At 71.2% G+C, this 14,936-nt stretch carries 12 protein-coding genes; 9 read left to right on the top strand and 3 right to left on the bottom strand.

What is annotated here, in order from left to right:
- Positions 1–14 precede the first annotated feature (14 nt).
- The 4 genes from ABFY20_RS14425 (at position 15) to ABFY20_RS14440 (ending at position 5,151) form a co-directional block, all read left to right on the top strand.
- Complete coding sequence (locus ABFY20_RS14425) at positions 15–728, top strand: gluconate 2-dehydrogenase subunit 3 family protein (RefSeq protein WP_368496925.1); 714 nt, start codon at positions 15–17, stop codon at positions 726–728.
- A gap of 134 nt (positions 729–862) precedes the next feature.
- Complete coding sequence (locus ABFY20_RS14430; RefSeq protein WP_368496926.1) at positions 863–1,852, top strand: LacI family DNA-binding transcriptional regulator; 990 nt, start codon at positions 863–865, stop codon at positions 1,850–1,852.
- Positions 1,853–2,038: 186 nt separating this feature from the next.
- Positions 2,039–3,130, top strand: coding sequence for a nitrilase-related carbon-nitrogen hydrolase (locus tag ABFY20_RS14435; protein ID WP_368496927.1), 1,092 nt, complete (start codon positions 2,039–2,041; stop codon positions 3,128–3,130).
- Between the two features lie 209 nt (positions 3,131–3,339).
- Complete coding sequence (locus tag ABFY20_RS14440) at positions 3,340–5,151, top strand: DUF4407 domain-containing protein (RefSeq protein ID WP_368496928.1); 1,812 nt, start codon at positions 3,340–3,342, stop codon at positions 5,149–5,151.
- A gap of 28 nt (positions 5,152–5,179) precedes the next feature.
- On the opposite strand, the gene ABFY20_RS14445 is transcribed toward ABFY20_RS14440, so the two are convergent.
- Entirely contained in the window at positions 5,180–5,470 is a 291-nt protein-coding gene (locus tag ABFY20_RS14445) for a hypothetical protein (RefSeq protein ID WP_368496929.1), read from the bottom strand.
- A gap of 190 nt (positions 5,471–5,660) precedes the next feature.
- Between ABFY20_RS14445 and ABFY20_RS14450 the strand changes: the two genes are divergently transcribed.
- The 4 genes from ABFY20_RS14450 (at position 5,661) to ABFY20_RS14465 (ending at position 10,200) form a co-directional block, all read left to right on the top strand.
- A complete protein-coding gene (locus ABFY20_RS14450) occupies positions 5,661–6,596 on the top strand; it encodes a polysaccharide deacetylase family protein (RefSeq protein ID WP_368496930.1) in 936 nt (311 codons plus the stop codon).
- 109 nt (positions 6,597–6,705) lie between these two features.
- Complete coding sequence (locus ABFY20_RS14455) at positions 6,706–7,341, top strand: PadR family transcriptional regulator (RefSeq protein WP_368496931.1); 636 nt, start codon at positions 6,706–6,708, stop codon at positions 7,339–7,341.
- 464 nt (positions 7,342–7,805) lie between these two features.
- A complete protein-coding gene (locus tag ABFY20_RS14460) occupies positions 7,806–9,584 on the top strand; it encodes an ABC1 kinase family protein (RefSeq protein ID WP_368499801.1) in 1,779 nt (592 codons plus the stop codon).
- Positions 9,585–9,828: 244 nt separating this feature from the next.
- Positions 9,829–10,200: a hypothetical protein gene (locus tag ABFY20_RS14465; RefSeq protein WP_368496932.1), complete on the top strand. Its 372-nt coding sequence runs from the start codon at positions 9,829–9,831 to the stop codon at positions 10,198–10,200.
- Here ABFY20_RS14465 and ABFY20_RS14470 read toward each other — a convergent pair.
- Both ABFY20_RS14470 and ABFY20_RS14475 read right to left on the bottom strand, forming a co-directional pair.
- Entirely contained in the window at positions 10,187–13,240 is a 3,054-nt protein-coding gene (locus tag ABFY20_RS14470; RefSeq protein WP_368496933.1) for a DUF2207 domain-containing protein, read from the bottom strand. The two genes, ABFY20_RS14465 and ABFY20_RS14470, sit on opposite strands and share 14 nt — an antisense overlap.
- An 83-nt stretch (positions 13,241–13,323) precedes the next feature.
- A complete protein-coding gene (locus tag ABFY20_RS14475) occupies positions 13,324–13,518 on the bottom strand; it encodes a hypothetical protein (protein WP_368496934.1) in 195 nt (64 codons plus the stop codon).
- A gap of 202 nt (positions 13,519–13,720) precedes the next feature.
- On the opposite strand from ABFY20_RS14475, the gene ABFY20_RS14480 reads away from it, so the two are divergent.
- A complete protein-coding gene (locus tag ABFY20_RS14480) occupies positions 13,721–14,911 on the top strand; it encodes a DUF4349 domain-containing protein (RefSeq protein WP_368496935.1) in 1,191 nt (396 codons plus the stop codon).
- Positions 14,912–14,936 lie beyond the last annotated feature (25 nt).

The raw sequence follows: 14,936 nt of genomic DNA on the forward strand, positions 1-14,936 counted from the left end.
GAAAGGACTGAGACATGGGACAGGCAGAATGGGTGACCGCGCCCATCTCCACACGAGACGACGACGAACCGTTGTTCTTCAGCGAGCACGAGTGGGCGACGGTCGAGGCGGCAACGGCCCGCATCATCCCCACCGACCACCATCCCGGCGCCCGGGAGGCCAAGGTGGTGCGCTTCATCGACCGGATGCTCGCCGGCACGCAGTTCATCTTCCCCGCCGCCGACGGCAACGGCTTCCTCCGCATGGAGGGGCTCGAGGAAGAGGCCTGGCGGGAGCGCATCGAGGCGAGGCAGGGCTTCTACCGTGACGGGGTGCGGCAGCTCGACGCCCTCGCCGGGAAGCACGGAGCGTCGACCTTCGTCGCGCTGGACGACGAGGCGCAGGACGCCGTGCTGGAGGAGCTGTCGGGAGCGTCGAAGCCCGGACGGTTCGCGCTGAACGACGAGGGGGTCGGTCTCGGTGGGGCGCCCGCCGGAAACCAACCCGTGAACGAGGACTTCTTGGAGTTCTTCCCCCTCCTCGTGCTGAACACGCGTCAGGGGTTCTACGGCGACCCCGTGTACGGCGGCAACGAGAACCGCGTGGGCTGGGGCGTCATCGGCTTCGACGGCCCGCCGAGCCTGGCCTCGACGATGGACGGCAGCTACACCACCCGCGCCTACATGGTCGAGGGCGCCGAGTGGCCCTACGAGCGGCACCCCGCGGTGCTGCGCTACCGGCGGCCATGAGCGGCGGCCCGCCCGTGGCGACGACTGTCGATCGGCGCCCGGGCGGGCATAATGAGCAGATGCCTCGCGCCGCCTCAGCCTCCCCGACAAGCACCCGCGGAGAACGGCTCGGCTCGCGTTCGCAGGGGCCGCGCATGATCGACGTGGCGAAGCTCGCGGGGGTGTCGCAGCAGACGGTGTCGCGTGTCGTCAACGGGGCGCAGAACGTCGCTCCCGAGATCCGCGAGCGCGTCGAGCGGGCGATCGAGCAGCTGCGGTACCGGCGCAACCCGGCCGCGGCCGCCCTCGCCAGCAATCGCACCATGACGATCGGTGTGGTGAGCTTCGAACTCGCGGTGCTCGGTCCGTCGGTCGCCCTCTACGGGATCTCGGAAGAAGCCCGCCGTCACGGCTACTCCACACGCCTGGTGACCCTGGGATCGCTCGACCGCCACGCCATCCGCGCCGCCCTCGAATCGGTCGGGCCGGATGCGGTCGACGGCATCATCGTGCTGGCACCGCTCTACGAGGCGATCTCGGTCATCCAGAGCCTCGACATCGGTGTGCCGATGGTCACCTTCGAGCAGGGCACGCCCGCGAGCCCGACCAGCATCTCCATCGACGAGGTGCGGGGAGCGAGAGAGGCGGTGCGGCACCTGCTCGAACTCGGTCACGAGACCGTTTGGCACGTGCAGGGCCCCGAGGGCTGGATGGCGACGACCGCCCGCGCCCGCGGCTGGGCCGAGGAGCTCTCCGCCCAGGGCCGAGTGGCTCCGCCCGCGTTCACCACTGCCGACTGGTCGGCTGCCGAAGGCCACCGGGTGGGGCGGATGATCGCCGAGACACCCGAGGTCACCGCGGTCTTCGCCGCCAATGATCCGTTCGCGCTCGGCGTGGTGAAAGCGCTCGATGAGGCGGGCATCGACGTGCCCGGCTCGGTGAGCGTCGTCGGGTTCGACAACGTCAAGGAGTCGGCCTTCTATCGGCCCGCGCTCACCACCGTGACCCTCGACTTCGAGCAGATCGGTCACACGGCGGTCAGCCGCATCCTGGCCATGATCAAGGGCGCGGCCGACGAGGTCATCCCGCTCATCCAGCCCGAGCTGGTGGTGCGGCAGACCACCGCTCCGATGCGGCAGCCCTGAGCACGATAGTGCGCTAACACCAAAGAGCAAGCAAGCCGCAGGCCCGCATCCGCCTGCTTCTCTTGCGTTGATGTCGTCGACGTGGTTACTCTGAGTGAGCGCTAACTCAGATCCGTCGGATCGAGTTCGGTGCACTTCGATCAGCGCGGATCAGCTCCGCGTTCCTTACGGAAAGAGAGCACGAACATGGTCGACCCCTTCGTCGTCGTGGCAGTGTCGCCCCGAACCTTCAGCGTGAAGAATCCGGGCGATGGTGTGGCGAATGTGAAGCGAATCAACGAGTTCATCGACACCGCCGTCATGGTGGGTCGCTGGGAAGGCGCGCCGGTTCGACTGGTGGTGCTTCCCGAGATGGCGATTCAGGGCATGATCGCCAACTTCCCCGGCAACCGCGAGAAGGAGCGTCACTTCGCCGTGACGATCCCCGGCCCCGAGACCGACGAGCTGGCCAAGAAAGCCCGCGAGCTCGACACCTACATTGCGGCCGAGCTGTACATGGTCAAAGACGACGACTTCCCCGACCGCCACTTCAACGTGGCGTTCATCATCGACCCGCAGGGCGAGATCGTCTACAAGCGCTACAAGGCCACCAGCGACGCCTACGAGGGCGGGATGCTCGGGAACATGAACCCGCACGACGTGTGGGACGAGTGGATCGAGAAGAAGGGCAACGGCAACGTGATGGATGCCATCTTCCCGGTGGCACGCACCGAGATCGGCAACATCGGCATCGCCATCTGCCACGAAGGCGTCTATCCCGAGGTGGCACGCGGTCTCGCCATGAACGGTGCGGAGATCATCATCCGCCCCACCCTCATCGAGCCGGCCGTGCAGAACGGCATGTGGGAGCTGCAGAACCGCGCCCACGCCATGTTCAACTCGGCCTACGTCGTGGCCCCGAACCTCGGCCCGGAGTACCGCGAAGACGGCGGCGTGCAAGACCTCTTCGGCGGCCAGTCGATGATCGTCGGCCCCCGCGGCCAGGTGCTCACGCAGCAGCGCGGGTGGACCACCGGTGACTCCTTCGTCTGCACCACGATCGACATCGAGGCACTGCGGCGGGCGCGCGTGGCGAACGGGCTGTACAACCAGTTCAAAGACCTGCGCACCGAGCAGTACCGGGCCATCTACGACCAGCCGATCTACCCGAAGAACCAATACCTCGATGCGCCGCCGACGGAGGGCTGGCTGGCTCGCGAGCACCAGACGCGTGCCGACAACATCGAGAAGCTGATCGAGCGCGGAGTGCTGACGCCCCCGACGGGGTACAGAGAGTAGGCACCCTTCTTCTCTAGTCCGTCATGAACGCCCCCTCCTCCGGTTCAACGGGAGAGGGGGCGTTCGTCCCTTGTGTGCCCCACAGGCACGTGCCAGGAAACGTGGATGCGCGTGCAGTAGCTTCGCTCCTCGTGTCAGGGCGAGCCTGCGCGGTCGAGCGCGCATCCGCTGTTCTGGCCGAGATCGCCTCCCCGAAAGGTCGCCGCTGAATGGCTCGTCGCTACAACTCGAACCCCGTCTCCAACGCCATGGCGTGGCTCGGCGGGGCACGGCTCGACGTGCTCGCCGACACGCCTGGTGACCGGGCGCGGTTCGTCGCGATGGGCGGGGTGATCCTCAGCACGGCGCTGCTCAGCGCGGTGTCGGCGGCGTTCGCGCTGTCGATGGCGGTGGGGGCGCCGCTCGCGGTGGCGATCGTCGTCGGTGTGTTCTGGGGTGTCATCATCCTGAACCTCGACCGGCTGCTCATCATCGGCATGGCCAAGCAGAAGGGCGTGGCGCGCAACATCGGGCTCGCCATTCCCCGCATCGCGCTCGCGCTCATCATCGGAACGGTCATCTCGACGCCGCTGACGTTGCAGATCTTCGCGGCCGAGATCAACTCCGAGATCCAGGTGATGCAGGCCGAGGAGAAGGCGGCGTTCGAGGAGCGGATGGCGTCAGACCCGAGGTTCGCGGCCATTCCGGGGCTCGAGGAGTCGATCGCGGCGAACCAGGCCATCGTCGACAAGGGACTGCAGACCGATCTGTCGGCCGACCCGAACTACGCGGCGGCGCAGGCGGCGACCGCCTCGGCGCAGGCCGCGTACGACGCCGCGCAGGCGGCCTACCTTGCCGAGATCGACGGGAGCGGGGGGACGGGTGTGCGCGGCGACGGCCCCGTCACCGCGTCGAAGCTCGCCGCCCTGCAGACCGCCGAAGCGCGCCTCGACGCCGCCAAGCAGGCGGAGGCCGCGGCGCTCACCGCCGCGCAGTCGAACCTCGAAGCATCCGCTCAGAGTCGGCTCTCGGCGGCGCAGGACCAGCTCGCCGCCGACAAAGCGACCCTCGCCACCGCGCAGGAGCAGCGGGCGGCCGAGCAGGCCGCGTACGAGAACGCGGTCGACAACAGCGCGGGGCTGCTGTCGCGGCTCGACGCGCTGTTCCGCCTTGGAGAGAAGAACGCGCTCCTCAACGTCGCGCACATCATGATCGCGGCCCTGTTCGTGTGCATCGAACTGCTGCCCGTCATCGTCAAGGTGCTGTCGAACCTCGGCTCGCCCACCGCCTACGACCGGATGCTCGACGTGCGTGAGGACAGCGAGGTGTCGGGCGGTGAGATCTGGGCTCGCGAGAGGGCCCGGGCGATCGAAGCCGAGGCGTCGGTGCAGGTGTCGGTGGCGTCTGACCGGGCCGAGCAGCAGCTGGAGTTCGGCAAGCGGATCAACGCCGCCGTGCTCGAGCAGCAGGAGGCCGTGATCTCGCGGGCGCTCGAGGTGTGGGGGTCGTACGCGGGGGCGCGGGCCGCCGCGCGCATGGAGGAGTGGGAGCGGGAGCTCGAGTCTGGGGAGGCGGGTCAGGGCGCGGGTGCGCTGGGCGCGGGTGGCCCCGCGGCCGACCCGCAGGAAGCGGCTCCGGCCAAGCGCTGGCCCTTCTCCCGTAACGGCGCGGGCAACCGCACCACCCCCGTCGCACGCGAGATCGAGTGGCCCGCCCGCTTCGCGCCGAGCCGCGAGGACTCGTCCTCCCGCCCGCGCGACCTCGCGGAGACGACCCGCTTCGACGCGCTCCTCGGTGGGGCATCCGCCGACCAGGGACTCGCACCCGCGCGTGACGACGCGCCCACCGAGCGCTTCGACCGCCCGAACCCGCGAGACGCCGACCGAGACGCCACCGACGAGCTCGCCGACCTGTTCCGCGACACCGCCGAGCTGTCGACCTCGGCCGGCCGCACCCCCGGCGATCCGCCGACCCGCCCTCTCCCCCGCAACTCCGACCGCGCCGACTACCTCCGCCGCGCCGGCCTCCCCGACAACCTCTGAGGGATCGGCGCAGCGGCCACGACGAGCATCAGGTCGTGATGTAGAGGGGCATCATCGCGAAGGGGATGACGGAGGCGGCGATGGCGATCGTGCTCACCCAGCGGGTGGCCGAGGGGCGGGAGCCGAGCACCGAGATCATGGCGACGAAGAGGCCGATGGCGGCGAACCACAGCGGAATCCACGTCGGAACCCGGATGACGAGCAGCACGATCGCCGCCAGGCCCGCGAGCAGCGCCACGATCGCGATCGGGTTCACCCCACCCCGGGGGCGCTGGAGGGTCTGCGGGCGCTGAGTGGGGTCGTCGAGTGCGCTGGTCATGGGGGCTCCGTCCGTTCTGCTGGGGGCTCACGGCGTCTCGCTCGTGACTCACGACCCTACGACGACCCCGCCCGGGCAGCATCCGGGGCGCGGTGACACCCGAAGACGTGGTAGCGGGCGCTCACACGAAACGCATATCGTCAAATGTCGAGTTGACGGAACCCTCGTCGACGCGAGACGAAGGATGCACGTGACGCCGAGGCATGAACGATCCGCCCCGAAGCACGCGGCGGAGTCGTCGCAGTCGGCGATCGCGGGAATCGACCGGCGTCTCTTCCTGGGCATCGTGGGGGCAGGAGCGGTCGCGGCAGGCGGCGGTGTGTTCGCCGCGGTGTCGAGCTCGGCGGCTCCCCGATCCCCCGTCGCCTCACCCGTAGCGACGGCGACGGCGGGCGCCACCCCGGTCGCGGCGACCGCGACCGCCACCGCGACCCCCACACCCACCGAGACCCCGACCCCGACGCCGACCCCCGAACCCACCCCGGCCCTGCCGCCCGTCGAGAAAGTCGCCCTCCCCGGCGGCGCCATCACCGAGCTCCCCGGCCAGGGGAACCTGCTCGCCTGGACGGTCGACGACGGGTCGAACGCCGATGTCATCCGCCTCTACACCGAGTTCGCGGCCGCGACGGGCACCCGCCTGACCTTCTTCCTGAACGGAAGCTACGGCGGCTGGACGCAGAACGCCGACCTCCTCCGCCCGCTCGTGCAATCGGGGCAGATCCAGCTCGGCAACCACACCCTCGACCACGTCGACCTCACCAGCCAGAGCGATGCCGGTGTTATCGACCAGCTGCAGCGCAACCACGACTTCATCCTGAACACCTATGGCGTGGATGCGCGCCCCTACTTCCGCCCGCCCTACGGCTACCACGACGCACGCGTCGACCGTCTCGCCGCGAGCATCGGCTACACCTGTCCCGTGCTCTGGTACGGCTCGCTCTCCGACTCGGGGCTCATCACCGAGCAGCAGGTGATCGACTTCGCGACGCAGTGGTTCCTGCCCCAGCACATCATCATCGGGCACCTCAACTACCTGCCCGTCACCAACGTCTTCCCGCAGCTGTCGGCGCTCATCGCCGAGCGCGGGCTCCGCACCGTCACCCTCGACGACGTGTTCCTGCGCTGAGCCCGCCCGCCCCGGGCGTGGCGGGCCTGAGCATCTGCTGGAGGAGGGTGCCCCGAGCGGATGCGAGGCCTATCGTTGAGTATCGTTGGCGGTTCTCGAGGAGGTCATGATGAGCGGTTCGTTCGGGTCGAGCGGTTTCGGTACGGGTGCATTCGGCGGCGGGTCTGGTTCGCAGACCGACGGGCTCTGGCGCGCGATGGAGCAGCTGCGCGAGCGCTTCGAGAACAAGGTCGGCTCGCGGATGGGCCGTGGTGACGTGCGGGCCGCCGTGCTCGCGCTGCTCGCCGAGAAGCCGATGCACGGGTACCAGATCATCCACGAGATCGAGGAGCGCAGCGGCGGCAACTGGAAGCCCAGCGCCGGCTCGGTCTACCCGACCCTCCAGCTCCTCGCCGACGAGGGCCTCATCGCCGCCGAGGAGTCGAACGGCCGCAAGACCTACTCGCTCACCGAGGCGGGCCGCGCCACCGTGGCCGAGGCCGACGGCACCGAGCCGTGGGGCGCATCCGACAGCGCGTCGGGCTCGGGTTCGGGCTCTGGCTCGGGTTCTGACGGGTGGCGCAACCCGTTCGGCATGGGCGGGCGCGGCGACACCGACCGCGGCGCGCTGCCGAAGGCCGGGTTCGAGCTCGCGCAGGCCGCCGCTCAGGTGGGCCGCACGGGCACGCCCGAGCAGGTGAAGCAGGCGGTCTCCGAGCTCGAGGATGCTCGCAAGCGTCTGTACGCCATCCTCGCGCAGGACTGACCCGGGTGGCAGAGCTCCCGCCCGGCTCCGACCGGGCCAGAGACCCGCGCGCGCCCGGTGCCGGGCCCGCCGACACCACGCCGCTCGAGTGGGCGTGGGGCCGCCCGAAGCCCGGAGTGGACGACGCCGACGACGACGCCGCGACCGCCTCACGCGGTGACGAACCCACCATGGTGTTCGACCTGCCGATGGCGGCGGCGCGAGCGGCGGCTGAGGCCGATCACGAGGCTCGCGACGCAGCCCCCGGCGACGCCGAGCCCACCGTGGCGTTCGACCTGCCGATGGAGCTGGCCCGCCTGGCAGCCGACGCGAGCCATCACCACGACGATGCGATCGAGGAGGTGGACGCCGCTCTGCCTGCCGCGCCGACGCAGCCCGCTCCGGCCGGTTCCGCGCCGCCTGCGCCGGCGCGCCCCGTGACCGCGCCGCCCGCCGCGGCCCCGTCCACACCCGCCCCGCCCCCGCTGCCCGCCGCCCCCACCACCGTCATCGGCACCGCCTCCCGCGCCCCCGACACGCGCAAGCGCTACCGGCGCATCCTGCGCTTCGCCGGGTGGAACCTCGCGGTGACCTGGTTCTTCGAGCTGCTGCTGCCCCGCATCGGCCTCACCCGCATCGCCGAACGCACCCGCCCGAAGCGCATGCAGCGCTTCGCCCGGCGCTTCCACGTGCTCGCCGTCGAACTCGGCGGGCTCATGATCAAGGTCGGCCAGTTCATGTCGTCGCGACTCGACGTGCTGCCGCCCGAGATCACCAAAGAGCTCGAGGGCCTGCAGGACGAGGTTCCGCCGGTGCCGTTCGAGCTCATCAAGCAGCTCGCCGAGGCCGAGCTCGGCCTTCCGCTCTGGCGCGCGTTCACCTGGGTCGACGAGACGCCCGTGGCCGCGGCATCCCTCGGTCAGGCGCACCGCGCACGCCTCGCACCCGCCGACGCCGCCGACACCGGGCTCGACGCCGTCATGCTCAAGGTGCAGCGCCCCGGCATCGACGCCATCGTTGAGGTCGACCTCGCCGCCCTCCGCCGCGTGGGTCGCTGGCTGAGCCACGTGCGCCTCGTCTCCGACCGCGTCGACGCGCCCGCACTCGTCGAGGAGTTCGCCGCCACCTCGCTCGAGGAGATCGACTACCTGCACGAGGCCGCGAACTCGGTGCGCTTCGCCGACGACTTCGCGGCCGACGCGCGGGTCGGCGTGCCGCAGGTGGTGTGGGAGCGCTCGACCCGCCGCGTGCTCACCCTCGAAGACGTCACCGCCATCAAGATCACCGACGCCGACGCCCTCCGCGCCGCCGGCATCGACCCGGCCGACGTCGCCCCCGTGTTCGCCGCCGTCATGTTCGACCAGCTGTTCACGAACGGCTTCTTCCACGCCGACCCGCACCCCGGCAACATCTTCGTCACGCCTCTCGCGCCGCCGGCGGATGCGCGACCCGGCGACCCCGGCGACCTCGACGACGCGAGCGAGACGGATGCTGCGGTCGCGCATCCGTGGCGCCTCACCTTCATCGACTTCGGCATGATGGGAACGGTTCCGGCGAACACCCGTTCAGGGCTCCGCAAGATGCTCATCGCCGCGGCCTCGCGCGACGGCAAGGGGCTCGTCGCCGCGGCCCAAGACCTCGGGGTGCTGCTGCCGTCGGCCGAGACGAGCGAGCTCGAGCGAGCGCTCACGCAGCTCTTCGCGCGCTTCGGCGGGATGGGGTTCGCCGAGCTGCGCGAGGTCGACCCGCGGGAGTTCCGCGACTTCGGCGTGGAGTTCGGGCACGTGGTGAGGTCGCTGCCGTTCCAGCTGCCCGAGAACTTCCTGCTCATCATCAGGGCGATGTCGCTCACCTCGGGGGTGTGCAGCGCGCTCGACCCGTCGTTCAACCTGTGGAACTCGGTCGAGCCGTATGCGCAGCAGCTCATCCGCGAGGAGCGCGGCAACCTCGCCCAAGACCTCGGGCGGCAGGCCCTCGAGAACCTCCAGCTCGCCTGGCGGCTTCCCAAGCGTCTCGACGACCTCGTCACGCGCGCGGAGGAGGGGCGCCTCGTGGTGTCGAACCCGGCATTGGAGCGCCGCGTCGGCCGCCTCGAGCGCACCGCCCGCCGCCTGATCTCGGGCGTGCTCTTCGGCGCCGTCTTCATCGCGGGGGCCATCGTGCGCGCCGACGACGCCGTCTTCGGCACGGTGCTCATGATCGTGTCGGTGCTCCCCCTCCTCCACGCCCTCTTCGCCGGCCGAACGGGCCCGCGCGACCGCTGACGCGCGTCGGCTATCGTTCTTCCGGGGGCGGATGGTGCGCGCCTGGATCAGGGGGCATGTGGTGGAGACGAACACTCCGGGCGGTCGCCTTCGGCGGTGCGCGCTCGGCGCTGTAGTCGGTGGCGTCGCCCTCACCCTGAGCGCGTGCGCCGTCGCCCCGTTCCTGCCCGGTGGGGGAGGTTCGGATGAGCGCGAGCCCGCGCCCACTCCGTCCGCGTCAGCGTTGGCGGCGGCGACGTCGACCGTGTACGGGTTCGTCCTCATCGACGACCCGTTCATCACTCCCCAGCAGCTCGCCGAGCGCGCGCAGCACGAGTGGGACACCGGCGACAACGGCTGCCTCGCACCCGACGGCTATGCCGACATCGTCGCCGGAGGCGAGGTGCAGGTGCTCGGCGCCGACGGCGTGATCGCCCGGGGCGTCGTCGAGGCGGGCGAGTTCAACAGCGATGCGATGGTCGCCAACGACATCGTGGGCTGCGGGTTCCCGATCGTGATCGAGGGCGTGCCGCAGGGCCTCGACGTCTACGGCCTCCACGTCGGCGGGGAGCTGCGCCCGGCCTTCAGCTTCACGGCGAGCGAGATGCGGAGCGGCCCGCGACTCATCTTCGGGTAGCGGACCTCTTCGCCCGTGCGGCGCCGCTCGGCGCGCGACCGGCGGGGCGACTCGCGCCTCGGGCGGTGGACGGCTGCTGGCGGAGGGTGAAGGCCCAGCACGCCGCGGCGCCGACGATCGCGGCGAGAGCAGAAAGGCCGAGGGGCGGGAACTCGGGCCAGTCGCCCGGCATGTCGGAGCTCGCCCAGACGAACAGCCACACCGTCGAGACGGCGGTCGAGCTGCCGAGCCACCAGACGAGGTCGCGCACGAACCCGGGCGGCGCCCGCCGCGAGCCGCGCCGACGCGCCGCGAGCGCACTCACCGCACCGATCGCGAGCGCGACCACCCCGAGCGCCACGACGAGCGCGAGGGGGAACGCGTCGCGCACTTTCTGCAAGACGAGCGCACCCGGGTCGGGCCCGGCGAAGGTGCCCGCCGGGTAGTCGAGCATCGCCCCGAGATCGTTGACCCGCAGCTCGAACGGGAAGCCGTTGCCGTCCTCGCGCACGTCGAGCAGGTATCGGGTGCCGCCGGCCACGGGTTCCCGGCTGTCGATGGTACCGGTGTCGTCGGCCGCGTCCGAGGCCACCCGCCCGAACGGCACGACCGTCTGCTCCCACAGTCGGGCGCTGTCGGAGGAGTCGGTGTCTTCCGTGATCCAGCCGGCGGCGAGCGCCGAGCCGGCCAGCGCATCCGGGATCGTGAGCGACAGCGTCAGGGGCGACGGCGCGTCGTCCTGCTGCCAGCCGGGCGACGACTCCCAGCCTTCGAGCAGCGCCGTCCAGCGCAGCCGGTCGACGGTGTCGGAGCCCTCGGCGACCCGCGCTCCCGTCGCAGCCAGCACGGGCGAGGCCAGCTCGTATGTCACGACCACCTCGTGCTCCCCCGTCAGCACCTCGCGGAACATGGTCGTCATGAGCTCCGTGTCGCCCTCGCGCGACGCGCGGTAGGCAGCATCCGTTCCGTCGAGCGTCACCCCCGTCACGGCGAGCCCGAGCTCCTGGCCGTCGGCCCGCGTCGGCCACTGCCGCACGAACTGCGGAACCTCGGAGGTCGACTCGGTCGCGAAGTCCACGACGATGCGTTCGGTGACCGCGAGCCGCGCGCGCCTGTCGTCGTCGACCGTGAGCACGGCGTCCGCCTCGAACGAGCGCACCTCGTTGAAGTACGTGCCCGGGATGTCGCCCGAGTAGGCGACGGGGTCGAGCGACCGCGGGTACGGGTTCGGCAGCACCGCGGCGGCGGTGACGGAGGCGGCGAACAGCACCACCGCCACCACCCGCACCAGGATGCGCGGCGCACTCAGGAAGTCGCTGCTGCGCCACCCGCGCGAGGCCGCCTGGTCGCCGAGCTCGCCCTCGATGAGGCTGAGCACGCGCCGCCCGGTGTCGCGGGCCTCACCCCGGCCCGACGCCACGACGGCGTAGGCGAGCAGCGGGTCGCGCGTCGTCGCCCGATCGAGCAGCTGCGTGCGCTCGGCGTAGACCCCGATGCCGAGCAGGTGCTGCCGCACGAGCGCACCCTTCCTGGTGAGCGGGCGGGCGGTCAGCGCGAGGGCGAGCACCACGAGCGAGATCGCCGACGACACCACCACGAACGCCGCCGGCCACCACACCACGGCGAGCGGCTCCTGGTGGGAGAGCTGGCGCACGAGCCCCCACTGCAGGAGGGTGAGCGCGAGCGGGGCGGCGATGAAGACGTCGCGCACGAACCCGGTCGGGATGCGGCGCAGGCCCCCGCGCAGCTGCCCGGCGTATTCGGAGGCGGAGAGGTAGCCCAGCGTCGCGCGCACCCGGTCGCCGAGGCGGCCGGTGCGGCGGGCGGCACGCGCCGCAGCCCGCAGGAGCGCGGTGCGGTCGGGGCGGCCCCTGCCGCTCACCGCCTCGAGCGCCGAGGCGAGCTCGAAGGTGCGCGGGGTGCGGAGCACCTGCGCGGCGGCACGCGCGCTCAGGCCCTTCGGCGGGTCGGACTGCGCGACGAACCACGGGCGACCCCGCGCGTCGCTCCACGCGACGGCCCGCGCCGCGAGCGCGAGCAGCAGGGTGACCGCGAGGAACAGCAGCGGCAGCAGCGGCCCGAAGCTCTGCACGAGGAACAGCGGTGTCGGCGGCGGCATCACGAAGGTGCCCGGCTCGAACACCATCGTGAACCGTGCCGAGGCGTAGGGCGGGATGTTCTGGTCGTTCGTGAAGCCGTAGCTGACGGCACCTGGGGGCGCACCCGCACCGGCCGGCGGGTCTTCGGGGCTCAGCCACTCGCCGGCGGCGAGCAGCGTCCACGCCAGCGCGCCGCGCGGCTGGCGCACGAGGGCGTCGTCGAGCTCGGCCGGGAGCGTGATGCTCACGTCGAGCCCGCTGAACGCCTGGGGCCACGACGGGCCGAAGACGTCCCAGGCGAGCAGGTCGACGGATGCTCCGGTCGCCTCGTCGACATCGGTGTAGGCGAGGTCGTGCAGGCGGTAGTGGAGCACGAACTCGTGGTCGCCGCTGAGGGGGGCGGTCGTGCTCGTACCCGGGCTGAGCGTCAGCGTCAGCTGGTCGCTGCTCTCGGAACGATCGACCGTCGCCGGCTCGCCGTCGACCGTCACCTCGATGTCGGAGGGGTCCAGTGCGTGCCCCTCGTACTGCGTGGGCAGCACCCGCACGATGCCCGTCTCCGCCACACCGTCGGGGAAGAAGGCACCGATGGTCTCCACGACCTCGGCTTCGAGCCGCCCCTCGTCGGTGCGCTCGATCGTGTAGTCGACGTCGAAGTCGCGGGCGATCCAGGTGTCGGTGGCCGTCGAAGCCGACCCGGTGATGTCGTCGAGCGACATCGGCTCGTTGATGACCGGCCCGAACAGCAGCACGGCACCGGCGAGCGCGACCACTGCCCAGAACGCCCGCAGGCCGCGGCGCAGGCGCGTGCCCCCGTGCGAGCGCAGCCACGCCTCGAGCCCGAGCAGCCAGCGCGAGAGCAGGGCCCAGAGCGGGGTGTGCTGCGGGCGGGGGTCGGGTATGCGGTCGGCGTCGTCATGCACTGCGCGCGCGTCTCCCACGTCGTCGATGTCCCCCGTCATCCGTTCGAGTCTAAGGCGGCGCGGCCGGGCAGCACAGAGGGCCCCGGGTCACCCGGAGCCCTCTGCGACGCGTGCGACACCGGTCAGTCGCGCAGCGACTCCTTGTAGTCGTTCTTCGCCTTCGTGGCGTCGCGCTCGGCCTCGGCCTTCTTGACCTCGTGCTCGGCCTTCGCCTCGTCGGCCTTGTCGCTCAAGCGCTCCTTGGTGTCGTCGAAGGCCCGGCCGATCTTCTTGCCCGTCGCCTCGGCAGCATCCTTCGCGTCATCGATGAATCCCATGGGGGCCTCCTTCGTCAGTAGCTGATGGTGCTCAACCTACGACCGTCGGCGCGCATCCGCTCGTCCGTCGGCCCCGAGAGACTGAATCGGGCGGGATGCGCAAGCCCCTTGGCGAATTCATCGAGGGTGCCCGGATAACGAGCGGATAACCATCGCGGCAATCCCAGCCGGTGCCCAGACAAGCGCCCCTACCGTGAGTGCCATGAGACGAATGATCCTCGCATCGACCGCTGTCGTCGCCGTGCTCGTGCTGAGCGGATGCGCTCAAGCCGGTGGGTCGTCGCAGTCCGCCGACGGCCCCGTGATGGTCGAACCGGCACCGGGAGCGCGCGACGGAGGGGTCTCGTCGGCCGAGGGCGGCTCGTCGGCAGTCGACTCCGCGGCCGTGGATCAGAGCGTCATCACCACCGGCTGGATCACCGTGACCGTCGACGACCCCACAGCAGCCGTCGACGCCACGGTCGATCTCGTCGAGTCGCTCGACGGGCGGATCGACTCGCGGTCGCAGCAGGCCGGCTCCGACGAGTCGCGGTCGAGCGCCCAGCTCGTCATCAGGGTGCCCGCCGATTCGGTCGACGCCGCCATCGAGGGCTTGCAGGAGCTCGGCACCGTCGACTCCGTGTCGCTCAGTTCGAACGACGTGACGCTGCAGGTGCGCGACCTGGATGCGCAGATCAAGGCCCTCCAGGCGTCGGTCGACCGGCTGCTCGACCTGGTCGACCAGGCCGCCACCACCGCCGACCTCGTGGAGCTCGAGACCGCCATCTCCGACCGGCAGGCCCAGCTCGACAGCCTCAAGTCGCAGAAGCAGTACCTTTCCGACCAGATCGCCTACTCGACACTCACCGTCGACCTCACCGAGAAGGGCGCCCTGCCCTCGAGCGCCCCCGGCGACTTCTGGAGCGGCCTCGCCACCGGCTGGGCGTCGCTCGTGGCGGCGATGTCGGGGCTCGTGGTGATGATCGGGGTGCTCTTGCCCTGGCTGCTGCCGCTCGCGGTGATCGCGGCGGTCTGCGTGCTGATCGTGGGGTTGTCGCGCCGCGGCGCACGGCGCCGTGCGGCGCGGGCTGGGGCCGCGGGCGCGGGTGGCGCGGGTTCGGGCGGCGCGATCCCGACGTACGTGACCGCACCGCAGCCCAGCGCGTACTCGGCGCAGACTCCGGCCACGGCCGCGCCGGCCGCCCCGCAGAGCTACGGGTCGCCCGCCGTGGCTGCTGATGCGACTGCCGACACGTCGCGCACCGCCGACACCGCGGTGCTGGACGACCCAGCGACCGGTTCGTCTCCAGCGGAGGCCGACTCCGCGCATCCCGGCACGGCCCACCCCGCGACGGGCGACTCGGAGCCTGACCACCCCGAAGGCCGCGGCACCCCGCCCTACCCGGGCTCGTAGCGCCAGCGCGCGAGGTCGGTGAGGG

The organism is Herbiconiux sp. A18JL235 (assembly GCF_040939305.1).
Classification (GTDB): domain Bacteria; phylum Actinomycetota; class Actinomycetes; order Actinomycetales; family Microbacteriaceae; genus Herbiconiux.

Bases quoted from the DNA above. Each gene is read 5' to 3' on its own strand.
- ABFY20_RS14425 (WP_368496925.1), top strand. From the start codon at position 15: ATGGGACAGGCAGAATGGGTGACCGCGCCCATCTCCACACGAGACGAC.
- ABFY20_RS14430 (WP_368496926.1), top strand. From the start codon at position 863: ATGATCGACGTGGCGAAGCTCGCGGGGGTGTCGCAGCAGACGGTGTCG.
- ABFY20_RS14435 (WP_368496927.1), top strand. From the start codon at position 2,039: ATGGTCGACCCCTTCGTCGTCGTGGCAGTGTCGCCCCGAACCTTCAGC.
- ABFY20_RS14440 (WP_368496928.1), top strand. From the start codon at position 3,340: ATGGCTCGTCGCTACAACTCGAACCCCGTCTCCAACGCCATGGCGTGG.
- ABFY20_RS14445 (WP_368496929.1), bottom strand. From the start codon at position 5,470: ATGACCAGCGCACTCGACGACCCCACTCAGCGCCCGCAGACCCTCCAG.
- ABFY20_RS14455 (WP_368496931.1), top strand. From the start codon at position 6,706: ATGAGCGGTTCGTTCGGGTCGAGCGGTTTCGGTACGGGTGCATTCGGC.
- ABFY20_RS14470 (WP_368496933.1), bottom strand. From the start codon at position 13,240: ATGACGGGGGACATCGACGACGTGGGAGACGCGCGCGCAGTGCATGAC.
- ABFY20_RS14475 (WP_368496934.1), bottom strand. From the start codon at position 13,518: ATGGGATTCATCGATGACGCGAAGGATGCTGCCGAGGCGACGGGCAAG.
- ABFY20_RS14480 (WP_368496935.1), top strand. From the start codon at position 13,721: ATGAGACGAATGATCCTCGCATCGACCGCTGTCGTCGCCGTGCTCGTG.